Origin of the sequence: Pseudomonas sp. NFPP25, from assembly GCF_900116505.1 — a bacterium.
Taxonomy (GTDB): Bacteria; Pseudomonadota; Gammaproteobacteria; order Pseudomonadales; family Pseudomonadaceae; genus Aquipseudomonas; species Aquipseudomonas protegens.
This window is the reverse complement of record NZ_FPBG01000002.1, coordinates 946,495-959,023: the sequence shown is the minus strand read 5'-3', so window position 1 is coordinate 959,023 and position 12,529 is coordinate 946,495. Positions and strand designations below refer to the sequence as shown.

11 protein-coding genes and 1 pseudogene are annotated in these 12,529 nt (G+C 62.6%); 5 read left to right on the top strand and 7 right to left on the bottom strand.

The genetic code is table 11. From position 1 onward, the window contains the following. Nucleotide 1: 1 nt before the first annotated feature. Together BM382_RS11500 and BM382_RS11495 are read right to left on the bottom strand one after the other, a co-directional pair. Entirely contained in the window at nucleotides 2-484 is a 483-nt protein-coding gene (locus BM382_RS11500) for a GAF domain-containing protein (RefSeq protein ID WP_011062515.1), read from the bottom strand. After that, nucleotides 481-1,371, bottom strand: a complete 891-nt coding sequence (locus BM382_RS11495; RefSeq protein WP_019092871.1) for an ATP-binding protein — start codon at nucleotides 1,369-1,371, stop codon at nucleotides 481-483. Before BM382_RS11495 ends, BM382_RS11500 begins: the two co-directional genes overlap by 4 nt. Nucleotides 1,372-1,536: 165 nt before the next feature. On the opposite strand from BM382_RS11495, the gene BM382_RS11490 reads away from it, so the two are divergent. Continuing rightward, nucleotides 1,537-3,858, top strand: a complete 2,322-nt coding sequence (locus tag BM382_RS11490) for a hybrid sensor histidine kinase/response regulator (RefSeq protein WP_011062517.1) — start codon at nucleotides 1,537-1,539, stop codon at nucleotides 3,856-3,858. On the opposite strand, the gene BM382_RS11485 is transcribed toward BM382_RS11490, so the two are convergent. From BM382_RS11485 to msrB, 3 genes are all read right to left on the bottom strand, one after another. Further along, a complete protein-coding gene (locus tag BM382_RS11485) occupies nucleotides 3,842-4,303 on the bottom strand; it encodes a MarR family winged helix-turn-helix transcriptional regulator (protein WP_011062518.1) in 462 nt (153 codons plus the stop codon). The genes BM382_RS11490 and BM382_RS11485 overlap by 17 nt on opposite strands. After that, nucleotides 4,300-4,785, bottom strand: a complete 486-nt coding sequence (locus BM382_RS11480; protein WP_011062519.1) for a glutathione peroxidase — start codon at nucleotides 4,783-4,785, stop codon at nucleotides 4,300-4,302. Before BM382_RS11480 ends, BM382_RS11485 begins: the two co-directional genes overlap by 4 nt. Before the next feature lie 104 nt (nucleotides 4,786-4,889). Continuing rightward, nucleotides 4,890-5,282 (bottom strand): peptide-methionine (R)-S-oxide reductase MsrB, encoded by a 393-nt coding sequence (gene msrB, locus BM382_RS11475; protein ID WP_011062520.1) that lies wholly within the window; start codon nucleotides 5,280-5,282, stop codon nucleotides 4,890-4,892. A 224-nt stretch (nucleotides 5,283-5,506) separates the two neighbouring features. Between msrB and BM382_RS11470 the strand changes: the two genes are divergently transcribed. Further along, the gene (locus tag BM382_RS11470) at nucleotides 5,507-6,718 is read left to right on the top strand and encodes a pyridoxal phosphate-dependent aminotransferase (protein WP_011062521.1); all 1,212 of its coding nucleotides are present in this window, start codon (nucleotides 5,507-5,509) and stop codon (nucleotides 6,716-6,718) included. A 301-nt stretch (nucleotides 6,719-7,019) separates the two neighbouring features. After that, nucleotides 7,020-7,907, top strand: a complete 888-nt coding sequence (gene htpX / locus BM382_RS11465) for a protease HtpX (RefSeq protein WP_015636531.1) — start codon at nucleotides 7,020-7,022, stop codon at nucleotides 7,905-7,907. Between the two features lie 63 nt (nucleotides 7,908-7,970). On the opposite strand, the gene BM382_RS11460 is transcribed toward htpX, so the two are convergent. After that, the gene (locus BM382_RS11460) at nucleotides 7,971-8,639 is read right to left on the bottom strand and encodes a thiopurine S-methyltransferase (protein WP_072442864.1); all 669 of its coding nucleotides are present in this window, start codon (nucleotides 8,637-8,639) and stop codon (nucleotides 7,971-7,973) included. 102 nt (nucleotides 8,640-8,741) lie between these two features. Here BM382_RS11460 and BM382_RS11455 point away from each other — a divergent pair, with 102 nt between their 5' ends. Continuing rightward, the gene (locus BM382_RS11455) at nucleotides 8,742-9,509 is read left to right on the top strand and encodes a DODA-type extradiol aromatic ring-opening family dioxygenase (RefSeq protein ID WP_053159698.1); all 768 of its coding nucleotides are present in this window, start codon (nucleotides 8,742-8,744) and stop codon (nucleotides 9,507-9,509) included. A gap of 91 nt (nucleotides 9,510-9,600) precedes the next feature. Here BM382_RS11455 and BM382_RS11450 read toward each other — a convergent pair. Beyond that, a pseudogene (locus tag BM382_RS11450) lies at nucleotides 9,601-11,308 on the bottom strand (DEAD/DEAH box helicase). Between the two features lie 386 nt (nucleotides 11,309-11,694). On the opposite strand from BM382_RS11450, the gene BM382_RS11440 reads away from it, so the two are divergent. Further along, nucleotides 11,695-12,486 carry a crotonase/enoyl-CoA hydratase family protein gene (locus BM382_RS11440; protein WP_053153080.1) on the top strand — a complete coding sequence of 264 codons (792 nt, stop codon included), beginning with the start codon at nucleotides 11,695-11,697 and terminating at the stop codon, nucleotides 12,484-12,486. The last annotated feature ends 43 nt before the right edge of the window (nucleotides 12,487-12,529 follow it).

Below are 12,529 nucleotides of genomic sequence, written 5' to 3'. Positions count from 1 at the left end.
TTCAGCAGTCGCTCAGGCGCAGAAAGATCGCCGCCAGTTGCTCGATTCCCGCCTGGTCGGCAACACCGAAGCGCGCCAGCTTCGGGCTGTCCAGGTCGAGCACGCCGATCAACCTGCCGTCCTTGACCAGCGGCACCACCAGCTCGCTGTTGGAGGCGCTGTCACAGGCAATGTGCCCGGCAAAGGCGTGCACATCTTCCACCCGCTGGGTCTGCAGAGTCGCCGCCGCGGTACCGCAGACGCCGCGGCCAAACGGAATCCGCACGCAGGCGATCTGCCCCTGGAACGGCCCGAGCACCAGCTCCTGGTTGCGGTTGAGGTAGAACCCCGCCCAGTTCAGATCCTCCAGCTGGCTATAGAGGAAGGCTGAGAACTGCGCGGCGTTGGCGATGAAATCACGCTCATCGGCCAGCAGCGACTCCAACTGCGCGCACAGCAGTCCGTAACCGTCCAGGCCTTGGCCGGCGCTTTGCAAATCGATCATGCTTTTTGCTCCAACAACTGCAGGCCCACCCAATAGCGGGCAAATTGATAGGCACAACGGCCATTGCGGTTGCCCCGGCCGGTGGCCCAGCGTACCGCGAGGATGTCCAGTTCTTCGTCACGCTGCCAGTCGAGGCCGGCCTTGCGCGCCAGTTCGCCGATCCAGTGCTCCACCACGTTGAGGAAGTGCTCCTGGGTGAAGGGATAGAACGACAGCCACAGGCCGAAACGGTCCGACAGGGCGATCTTGTCTTCCACGGCTTCACTGGGATGCAGCTCGCCGTCGACGCGCTTCCAGTTCTCGTTGTCGCTTTCCTTTTCCGGCACCAGGTGCCGGCGGTTCGAGGTGGCGTACAGCAGCACGTTCTCCGGGGCCTGCTCCAGGGAGCCGTCGAGCACGCTCTTGAGCACCCGGTAATCGCCCTCGCCGGCCTCGAACGAGAGGTCGTCGCAGAACAGCACGAAACGCTGGGGCAGCTTGACCAGCTGTTCCACCACCCGCGGCAGGTCCGCCAGGTGGTCACGCTCGATCTCGATCAGCCGCAGGCCGCCCTTGGCGTGCTCGGCCAGCAGGGCACGTACCAGGGAAGACTTGCCAGTGCCACGCGAACCCCAGAGCAGGGCATGGTTGGCTGGCAGGCCGTCAAGGAACTGCTGGGTGTTGCGCGCCAGTTGCTCACGCTGCTTGTCGACCCCGATCAGGTCGCTCAGGCGCATATCCAGGCTGACTTCCAGCGGCAGCAGGAAACCGCTGCGCCCTTCACGCTGCCAGCGGGCCGCCAGGCACTGATTCCAGTCGATGGGCTGGCGCAGGGTGGGCAACAAGGGTTCAATCCGCGCCAGAACCGCATCGGCACGTTCAAGAAATGCATTCAATCGAGCATCCACGACTTTTCCTCAGGCACGTTCAAGGTAATGATGCGGCACACAGAGCAAACGCAATCCCGATCAAGGGGTCTATCGCTTTATCAGCTGCTGCCCGGCCAGCCCGGCAACCAAAAATGATCAGCTATGCTTGCGCAGCGAAGGGAAACGAAAGTGGTTCAACCCCCCATGGATATCAAGTTCACCAACCGCCTGTCCTATAAACAGGCCCGGCTCACCGTGCTGGTGGGTTTCATTCTGGGGACCGCGCTCAGTCTGCTGCAAATCGGCATCGATTATGCCAGCGAAGACGCCTCCATCAATCGTGAAATCCAATCGCTGCTGGAAATCAGCCACAATCCGGCCTCGCGCATCGCCTACAACATCGACGCCGAGCTGGCCCAGGAGTTGACTCTGGGCCTGCTGCGCTCCCCGGCGATCATTCGCGCGCAATTGATCGACAACAACAATACCCTGCTGGCCAACGTCGAACGGCCACCGCAACAGAGCCGCTATCGGGCCATCAGCGACTTCCTGTTCGGCGCCGATCGCCAGTTCGAGGATCGCCTGTATCTGAGCCACCTGCCGGAGGAGTCCCTCGGCACCCTGCACCTGGATGTGGATACCTACGCCTTCGGCAGCCGTTTCCTGCGGCGTGCCGAAGTCACCCTGATCAACGGGTTCGCCCGCAGCCTGATCCTCACCGGGATTCTCCTGGCGCTGTTCTACGTGATGCTGACCAAGCCCCTGGTGCGGGTGATCCGCGAGCTCAGCAGCCGCGACCCGCGCAGCCCGAAACAGGCCAAGCTGGACTTTCCCCATGGCCACGAGAACGACGAAGTCGGGGTGCTGGTCAAGGTGGCCAACCAGCAGTTCGACATCATGGCCACCGAGATCCAGCAGCGACGCAACGCCGAAAACCGCCTGACCGAATACCTCGGGCAGCTGGAGAACATCGTCTCGGCCCGCACCACCGAGCTCAAGGCCAGCAATGCCCGGCTCAGCCAGTCCAACGAGGAACTGGAGATCGCCCGGCGCACTGCCCTGGACATGGCCCAGGCCCGGGCGGCGTTTCTGGCCAACATGAGTCACGAGATTCGCACCCCGCTCAATGGCCTGCTGGGGATGATCGCGCTGTCCCTGGACAGCCCACTGAACCCCGAGCAGCGCCAGCAGCTGTCGATTGCCCACGACTCCGGCAAGGTGCTGGTGGAATTGCTCAACGATATTCTCGACATGTCCAAGTTCGACGCCGGGCAACTGGAGCTGGAGCGCATTCCCTTCGATCTCGGGGTACTGGTGGAGGACACCGCCAACCTGCTGTCGCAAAACGCCGCGGCCAGCGTGGAGCTGGCCTGCCTGATCGCCCCGGACTTCCCCGCCCTGGTACTGGGGGACCCGACCCGAGTGCGGCAGATCGTCAGCAACCTGCTGTCCAACGCCCTCAAGTTCACCCGTTTCGGCCGCGTCGATGTGCGCCTGAGCACCCTGGGCGACGGGGTGCGCATCGAGATCTGCGACACCGGCATCGGCATCGCCCAGGAAGCCCAGGTGCGCATCTTCCAGCCCTATACCCAGGCCGGCGCCGGCATCACTCGCCAATACGGAGGCACCGGCCTGGGCCTGGCCCTGACCTACAACCTCTGCGAAGCCATGGACGGCCGCCTGAGCATCAGTTCGGAAGTCGGCTTCGGCAGCCAGTTCTGCGCCGACCTGCCTCTGCCCTGTCACACTCCGGCCGCCCCGCCGCCGGCGCTGGCCGGGAAGATCATCGCCATCACCGAGGCCGGCAGCGGCCTCGCCGAGCTGCTGGCCAGCCTGCTGCCCAGTTGGGGCCTGAGCTATCAGCGCTGTGATATCGAGGATTCCCTGGCCGGCCTCGACCCCGACCTGCTGATCACCGACTGCCCGGAATGCCTGTTCGGCCTGCGCCCGGCGATCCGCGCGCCAATCCTGCTGGTGACCGCCTATGGCAGCTTCCTGCCCAGCGAAGAGGCCAACGCCCTGGCACCGCTGCAACAGCAGGCCCGGCCCCTGGCGCGCAATGCGTTGTATCAGACCCTGCGACGCTCGTTGCTGGGGGAAACCATCACCCTCAACGATGCTCAGCTGGAAATGCCGGTGCAACGGCGCCGGGCGGACATTCTGCTGGTGGAGGACAACCCGGTGAACCAACTGGTGGCCAAGGGCATGCTGAGCAAGCTCGGCTGCGCGGTGACCGTGGCCGCCCATGGCGCCGAAGCCCTCAACCAGTTGGAGCTGCATCGTTTCGATCTGGTGCTGATGGACTGCAACATGCCGGTCATGGATGGCTACGAAGCCAGCCGGCAGATCCGGCGCAGCGGGCGCTGGCCGGATCTGCCGATCATCGCCCTGACTGCCAACGCCATGCCCGAGGAGCGTGAACGCTGCCGCGCCGCCGGCATGAGCGACTACCTGGCCAAACCGTTTCGTCGCGAAGAATTGATCGCCCTGCTCGACCTCTGGGTGCCGACTACGACAAAGCTTTGATCTGCTGCAGCAGTTGATCCAGGCCCTCGCGCAGCTGATCGAGGTTGTCCAGATCGATCCCGCTGTCGCACAGCAGCGCCGCCTTCAGCGGCGGCACCTGCTCACGCAGCGCCAGGCCGCGCTCGCTCAAGCTCAAGTGCACCTCGCGCTCGTCGCGCCCGGACCGCTGGCGCTGCACCAGTTGCAACTGCTCCAGACGCTTGAGCAACGGGGTCAGGGTCCCGGAATCCAGGGCCAGGCGCTCGCCCAGGGCCTTGACCGTCGGCAGGGACGGAGGCGTTGCCTGCCATTCCCACAGCACCAGCATCACCAGGTACTGCGGGTAGGTCAGGCCCAGGCGGTCGAGCATCGGCTTGTAGCCACGGACCACCGCCCGCGAGGCGGCGTACAGCTTGAAGCACAGCTGGGAATCGAGTTTCAGTGAATCCACGGACAGGTCGTTCATTTGAGCAGGGCTTCGATCTCGCGGCTCAGGTCCTGGGGTTTGGTTGCCGGAGCGAAACGCTTGACCAGCTTGCCGTCCTGGCCGATCAGGAACTTGGTGAAGTTCCACTTGATGCCTTGGGAGCCGAGCACGCCGGGTGCGCGCTTTTTCAACTGCGCGAACAGTGGATGGGCCCCGGCGCCATTGACCTCGACCTTCTTGAACAGCGGGAAACTCACACCGTAGTTGAGCTCGCAGAACTCGGAGATCGCCCCTTCGTTGCCTGGTTCCTGCTTGCCGAACTGGTTGCAGGGAAAGCCCAATACCACCAGCCCCTGGTCCTTGTAGGTCTGCCACAGCTCTTCGAGCCCCTTGTATTGCGGGGTGAAGCCGCACTTGCTGGCAGTGTTGACCACCAGCACGGCCTTGCCGGCGAAGTCCGCCAGGGTCTTTTGTTCACCCTTGATGGTGGTGCAGGGAATGGTCAGCAGTGAGTCGGTCATGACGGCAACTCCATGTGTGGAAGTAAGAGGCAGCAAAATAGCGCTCAATTAAATTGCATGCAATTTAATTGAACAAAAGGCGATTCCGAAGAATCGCCAACCGGTCAGCGCGGCACCAGGTCTAGGCACACCGAGTTGATGCAGTAACGCAGGCCGGTGGGCGGCGGGCCGTCCGGGAACACGTGGCCCAGGTGCGCGTCGCACTTGGCGCAGACCACTTCGGTACGGATCATGCCGTGGCTCATGTCACGGATCTCCACCATGGCGCTGTCGGCAATGGGCTCGTAGAAACTCGGCCAGCCACACCCGGAATCAAACTTGGCCTTGGAATCGAACAGCGGCTCATTGCAGCAGATGCAGTGATAGACCCCATCGGTCTTGGTGCCGTTGTACTTGCCCGAGAAGGGCCGTTCGGTGCCCTTGAGCCGGCAGACGTTGTACTGCTCCGGGTCGAGCATCGACCGCCATTCTTCCAGGGTTTTTTCCAGCTTTTCCATGGTCCTTCCTCTGCAACGGAAAAAGCCCGATCTGTGTCTTTTCCACGGATCGGGCGGCACGTATGATTGCGCCTCGTCAGACGCCAGTCTGGCAGCCGCGTTACACCCATTCAAACGGATTTTGCCGCAGCCGGTGCGGGTTACAGGCCGGTGTGACACGGCAGGATTCCCAGTACGGTAGTTCATCCTCCGCCTGGATCGTTCATTTTCGGGAACACATCGCCATGCAGGTCAGCAAATCGAACAAGCTCGCCAACGTCTGTTATGACATTCGCGGCCCAGTGCTCAAGCACGCCAAACGTCTGGAAGAGGAAGGCCACCGCATCCTCAAGCTGAATATCGGCAACCCGGCGCCCTTTGGTTTCGAAGCGCCGGACGAAATTCTCCAGGACGTGATCCGCAACCTGCCCACTGCCCAGGGCTACAGCGACTCCAAGGGCCTGTTCAGTGCCCGCAAGGCGGTGATGCAGTACTACCAGCAGAAGCAGGTGGAAGGCATCGGTATCGAAGACATCTACCTGGGCAACGGTGTTTCCGAGCTGATCGTGATGGCCATGCAGGCCCTGCTCAACAACGGCGACGAAGTGCTGGTACCGGCCCCCGACTACCCGCTGTGGACCGCCGCGGTGAGCCTGGCCGGCGGCAACCCGGTGCACTACCTGTGCGACGAGCAGGCCAACTGGTGGCCGGACCTGGCCGACATCAAGGCCAAGATCACCCCGAACACCAAGGCCCTGGTGATCATCAACCCGAACAACCCCACCGGCGCCGTCTACCCCAGGGAAGTACTGCTGGGCATGCTGGAGCTGGCCCGCCAGCACAACCTGGTGGTGTTCTCGGACGAGATCTACGACAAGATCCTCTACGATGACGCCGTGCACATCTGCACCGCCTCGCTGGCCCCGGACCTGCTGTGCCTGACCTTCAACGGCCTGTCCAAGTCCTATCGGGTAGCCGGTTTCCGTTCCGGCTGGGTGGCCATTTCCGGTCCCAAGCAGCACGCCCAGAGCTACATCGAAGGCATCGACATGCTGGCCAACATGCGCCTGTGCGCCAACGTGCCCAGCCAGCACGCCATCCAGACCGCCCTGGGCGGCTACCAGAGCATCAACGATCTGGTGCTGCCCCCAGGCCGCCTGCTGGAACAGCGCAACCGCACCTGGGAACTGCTCAACGACATTCCCGGGGTCAGTTGCGTCAAGCCCATGGGCGCGCTGTATGCCTTCCCGCGGATCGACCCGAAGATCTGCCCGATCCACAACGACGAGAAGTTCGTCCTCGACCTGCTGCTCTCGGAAAAGCTCCTGGTGGTGCAAGGCACGGCCTTCAACTGGCCATGGCCGGATCACTTCCGCGTCGTGACCCTGCCGCGGGTGGATGACCTGGAGCAGGCCATTGGTCGGATCGGCAGCTTCCTCAAGTCCTACCGCCAGTAACGGAAAAATCGCAGTGCGATCCTTCTCTGGTCGCACTGCGATTAATTCAGCAACACATCTTCACTGCCCTGCTCCACTCCCCTTCTATAAGCTTGCACTTTCCGTCCTGCCCACTGTCACACCTCTGCACCGCAGCCGGGTGGCGGCCGCCCTGGCGTTGGCTCATGGCATTGAACTACAAGCGTCTAGACCCGGCCTGTGCGACACAGTTTGAAATAGAAGCCGTATTGAATAGGCGGTTGCCGCACCTTATATACCCCGCAGTACGCTACATCTTTAGCTTGAGGAGATTTCTACAACCATGATGCGAATCCTGCTGTTTTTGGCCACTAACCTTGCGGTCGTGCTGATTGCCAGCATCACCCTGAGCCTTTTCGGCTTCAACGGGTTCATGGCGGCCAATGGGGTTGATCTGAACCTCAATCAGCTGCTGATTTTCTGTGCGGTCTTCGGTTTTGCCGGTTCGCTGTTCTCGCTGTTCATCTCCAAGTGGATGGCGAAGATGAGCACCAGCACGCAGATCATCACCCAACCTCGCACCCGCCATGAGCAATGGTTGCTGCAGACCGTCGAGCAACTGTCCCGCGAAGCGGGCATCAAGATGCCCGAAGTGGGTATTTTCCCAGCCTATGAGGCCAACGCCTTTGCCACCGGCTGGAACAAGAATGATGCGCTGGTAGCCGTCAGCCAGGGCCTTCTGGAACGTTTTTCGCCCGATGAAGTGAAAGCCGTGCTGGCCCACGAGATCGGCCACGTCGCCAACGGTGACATGGTGACCCTGGCACTGATCCAGGGTGTGGTGAACACTTTCGTGATGTTCTTCGCACGGATCATCGGCAACTTCGTCGACAAGGTGATCTTCAAGAACGAAGAAGGCCAGGGCATCGCCTACTACGTGGCGACCATCTTCGCCGAACTGGTTCTGGGTATCCTGGCCAGCGCCATCGTCATGTGGTTCTCGCGCAAACGCGAATACCGCGCCGACGAAGCCGGCGCCCGCCTGGCCGGCACCAACGCGATGATCGGCGCGCTGCAGCGCCTGCGTTCGGAACAGGGCCTGCCGGTGCACATGCCCGACACCCTGAATGCCTTCGGCATCAACGGTGGCATCAAGCAGGGCCTGGCTCGCATGTTCATGAGCCACCCTCCGCTGGAAGAGCGTATCGAGGCCCTGCGTCGTCGCGGCTGATCCACTGCAAGGCAATACCCAAAAGGGCGACGCAAGTCGCCCTTTTGCTTGGCCGCCAAAAACCTATCTCGCGGTACCCTGCTTGCTCAGGCGATAGACCCTCTCCACCAGCCGGGTCACGCCACCCTGGAGAAACTTCCAGCTCTCGCCAAGAATGTCGCGCTCCGTTTCTACCTGCAGTTGCCAGACGCCCCCCAGACGTTGCCGGACCTCATCGTCGAGCACCGCAAATGGCGGGCCGTCCAACTGCTCTTGGGCGTAATCCATGGTGATCAGCAGCCCCTTGCTGCCATTCGGCAACAGGCCATTAAGGTGAGCGGCATAGCGCTGTCGCATGGGCGAGGGCAAGGCAATCATGGCTGCACGGTCATACAGGGCCGTGCAATCAGCGGTGTCCTCGGCGGTCAGGGCAAAGAAATCGCCGCACCAGAGCTCAATGGGCCCGTGGGCGTAGACCTTGAACACCCCGTGCTGGCTGATCTGCGGCTGCAACTGGTGCTCACGAAAGAAATCCTCCACCGCCTTTTCCGCCAGTTCGATGCCCAGCACCTCGAACCCTTGGTCGGCAAGCCAGATCAGGTCCAGGCTCTTGCCGCACAAGGGCACCAGCACGCGGCTTTGCGCCGCCAGGCCCAAGGCCGGCCAGTACTGCTGCAGGTAAGGGTTGACCTCTGCCAGGTGAAAGCCGATCTGATCGCGCTCCCAGCGCTTTTGCCAAAAGTCCGCTTGCATGAGAAGTCCTTAAAATTCGATCAAAAAGCGCTAAAACTTATATTAGATTTAGATCATTGATCTGATTGAAGATGGCGCATCTTAACCTTCAGGAGCCTCTTCATGCTTCCCAGCCTGTTCATCTCCCACGGCTCTCCCATGCTGGCGCTGGAACCCGGCGCCAGCGGCCCGGCCCTGGCTCGCCTGGCAGCCGAGCTGCCCCGGCCCAGGGCGATCCTGGTGGTCTCGGCCCACTGGGAAAGCTCCGATCTGCGAGTCAGTTGCAACCCGCACCCGGAAACCTGGCACGACTTTGGCGGCTTCCCCGCCGCGCTGTTTGCCGTGCAATACCCGGCCCCGGGCGATCCGGAACTGGCAGCCCAGGTAGTGGAGCTGCTCCAGGCCGAAGGCCTGCCCGCCCAACTGGACAGCCAGCGCCCCTTCGACCACGGCACCTGGGTACCTCTGTCGCTGATGTACCCGCAGGCGGACATCCCGGTGGTCCAGCTGTCGCTGCCCAGCCGCCTGGGCCCGGCCCTGCAGACCCGTATCGGCCATGCCCTCGCGGGCCTGCGGGAACAGGGCGTGTTGCTGATCGGCTCCGGCAGCATCACCCACAACCTGCGGGACCTGGACTGGCACGCTGGCCCGGAAAGCGTCGAACCCTGGGCCAAGGCCTTTCGCGACTGGATGATCGACAAGCTGGCGGCCGATGACCAGGCGGCCCTGCACGACTACCGCCAGCAGGCACCGAATGCCGTGCGCAGCCACCCCAGTGATGAACACCTGCTGCCGCTGTATTTCGCCCGGGGCGCCGGTGGCGAATTCAGCGTGGCCCACCAGGGCTTCACCCTGGGCGCCCTGGGCATGGACATCTACCGATTTGGCTGATGGCCGCCAGCGCCAAGGCAAATGACAGGCAAAAAAAATCCCCGAACCAGTCGGGGATTTTTTTTGCCTGATCAATCAGCCCAGGGGCCGATCAATCTTCGCGATAGCGACGCAGCTTCAGCTGCTTGCCGGCAACGCGAGTGTCCTTGAGCTTGGTCAGCAGGCGGTCCAGACCGTCCTCCGGCAGCTCGACCAGGCTGAAGCTGTCACGCACCTGGATGCGGCCGATAGCTTCACGGGCCAGGCCGCCTTCATTGAGGATCGCGCCCAGAAGGTTCTTGGCAGCGATGCCGTCACGGGCACCCAGCGCGGTACGGCAGCGTGCACGACCTTCGCCCAGAGGCATTGGCGCGCGACGCTCACGGTCACCACGATCAGGACGGTCACCGGAACGCTCAGGACGATCGCCACGTGGGGCGCTGTTGGGCACCAGTGGACGCTCTTTCTCGATCGCGGCCAGGTTCAGCGCTTGACCGTTGGTAGCCTTGCGCAGCAGGGCTGCGGCCAGGGCACGCGGGCTGCAACCGATGTCGGCGGTCAGGCGATCAAGCAGATCACCGTGGGTCGCTTCAGCATCAGCCACCAGCGGCGACAGGCTGTTGGTCAGCTTCTTGATGCGGGCATCGAGAACGGCTTGGGCGTCCGGCAGGCGAACTTCGGCAACCTTCTGACCGGTTACACGCTCGATCACTTGCAGCATGCGGCGCTCACGTGGAGTCACCAGCAGCAGCGCGCGGCCTTCGCGACCGGCACGGCCGGTACGGCCGATACGGTGCACGTAGGATTCCGGGTCGTACGGCATGTCCACGTTGAATACGTGGGTGATGCGCGGTACGTCCAGACCACGGGCGGCTACGTCGGTCGCCACAACGATGTCCAGGCGGCCATCCTTGAGGGAGTCGATCACGCGCTCACGCTGGTTCTGGGCGATGTCGCCGTTCAGCGCAGCGGCTTTGTAGCCTTTGGCTTCCAGGGCACTGGCCAGGTCCAGGGTCGCTTGCTTGGTGCGCACGAACATGATCAGGGCGTCGAAATCTTCAACTTCCAGCAGGCTCAGAACGGCAGAGGTCTTCTGGTCGGCGTGAACCAGCAGGTGAGCCTGCTCGATCGCGGTGACGGTCTGGGTCTTGCTCTGGATCTTGACGTGTTTCGGGTCTTTCAGGTGACGCTCGGCGATGGCCCGGATCGACTGCGGCAGGGTGGCCGAGAACAGTACGGTCTGGCGGGTCTCCGGCATGGCCTTGAAGATCACTTCCAGGTCATCCATGAAGCCCAGCTTGAGCATCTCGTCGGCTTCGTCGAGAACCAGGTGGTTCACGGTGGCCAGGACTTTTTCGTCGCGACGCAGGTGGTCGCACAGACGGCCCGGAGTGGCGACAACGATCTGTGCGCCATTACGGATTGCTTTCAGTTGTGGGCCCATCGGCGCACCGCCGTAGACGGCCACAACAGTCACGCCCGGCATTTGCTTGGCGTAGGTTTCGAAAGCGGTTGCTACTTGCAGCGCCAACTCACGGGTTGGGGCCAGGATCAGAGCTTGCGGCTCGCGCTTGGACGGATCAATGCGGTGCAGGATAGGCAGGGCAAAGGCAGCGGTCTTACCGGTACCGGTTTGCGCCTGACCAATCATATCGTGACCGGCAAGGATGATCGGGATCGACTGCTGCTGAATAGCCGAAGGCTCTTCATAGCCGGTAGCGACTACTGCAGCGACAATATTGGGATGAAGTTCAAGAGCGGCGAAGCCGCCGATTTCCTGGGTCATGGGTCTGCCTCTAAGTGCATCCGCAAAGACCCATGCTCCAAAGCTGCGCATGCCGTGTAAGACTCAAGAGTCACCCTGGCAGCTTTGTCGGCGGGGATTTGCGAAAACGATTGGATGAATGGATCGTCAAGGATAGTCCGCGCAGCGGACAAGCAGCCGAAGCTGACTTCGGGGAATTGCATTACCTAAACGTGGCCCGGCTAAAGGCCGGCGCGCACTATACCGGAATTACTCAAAAAAGGGAGTTTTTTTTATCGGAAAAATCCGCTGAACACCCGATTGTCATGGGCTTTGCGCAGACTTCGGCGGCGCGCTATTTTGCTCAGGCCCGGCGCTGTTGGTCATCGCGCTTAAACGGTTCACCTTTGTGCACGAAACCGCCCGCGCCAACCTCCCCTCTTTCTTCCCAGGACAGCGCTCATGAATCAGCCCAGTGCCAGCCGTGTCAGCCGTGAACTACGTGGTCACCTGTTCCTTATCGGCCTGGACCGGGTGGCCAAGCGCAATGCCTTCGACCTCGAGCTGCTCAACCAGTTGAGCCTGGCCTACGGCGAGTTCGAAGCCAGCAGCGAGGCGCGAGTAGCGGTGGTGTTCGGCCACGGCGAGCACTTCACCGCAGGCCTGGACCTGGCCAATGTCGGCGCCGCCCTGGCCCAGGGCTGGCAAGCACCAGCCGGTGGCTGCGACCCCTGGGGCGTGTTCAGCGGCCCACGGGTGAACAAGCCGGTGATCGTCGCCGTACAAGGCTACTGCCTGACCATCGGCATCGAGCTGATGCTGGCCTCCGACATCAATCTCTGCGCCAGCAATACCCGCTTCGCGCAAATGGAGGTGCAACGCGGAATCTTCCCTTTCGGCGGCGCGACCCTGCGCCTGCATCAACTGGCCGGCTGGGGCAATGCCATGCGCTGGTTGCTGACCGGGGACGAATTCGATGCCCATGAAGCCCTGCGCCTGGGCCTGGTGCAGGAGGTCATGGCCAGCGAAGACCTGCTGCCCCGGGCCATCGAACTGGCCGAACGGATTGCCCGCCAGGCACCGCTGGGGGTGCAGGCGACCCTGATGTCGGCACGCCAGGCCAGGCTCGAAGGGGAAACGGCGGCCGCCCAGGGGCTGGCGCCGCTGGTGCACAAACTGATGAACAGTGAGGACGCCAAAGAGGGCGTGCGGGCGATGATCGAAAAACGGCCCGGGGTGTTCAAGGGCTGCTGAACAGGGGCCGGCAGATCGGCTTCGCCGGCCAGCCGGCGCCAGC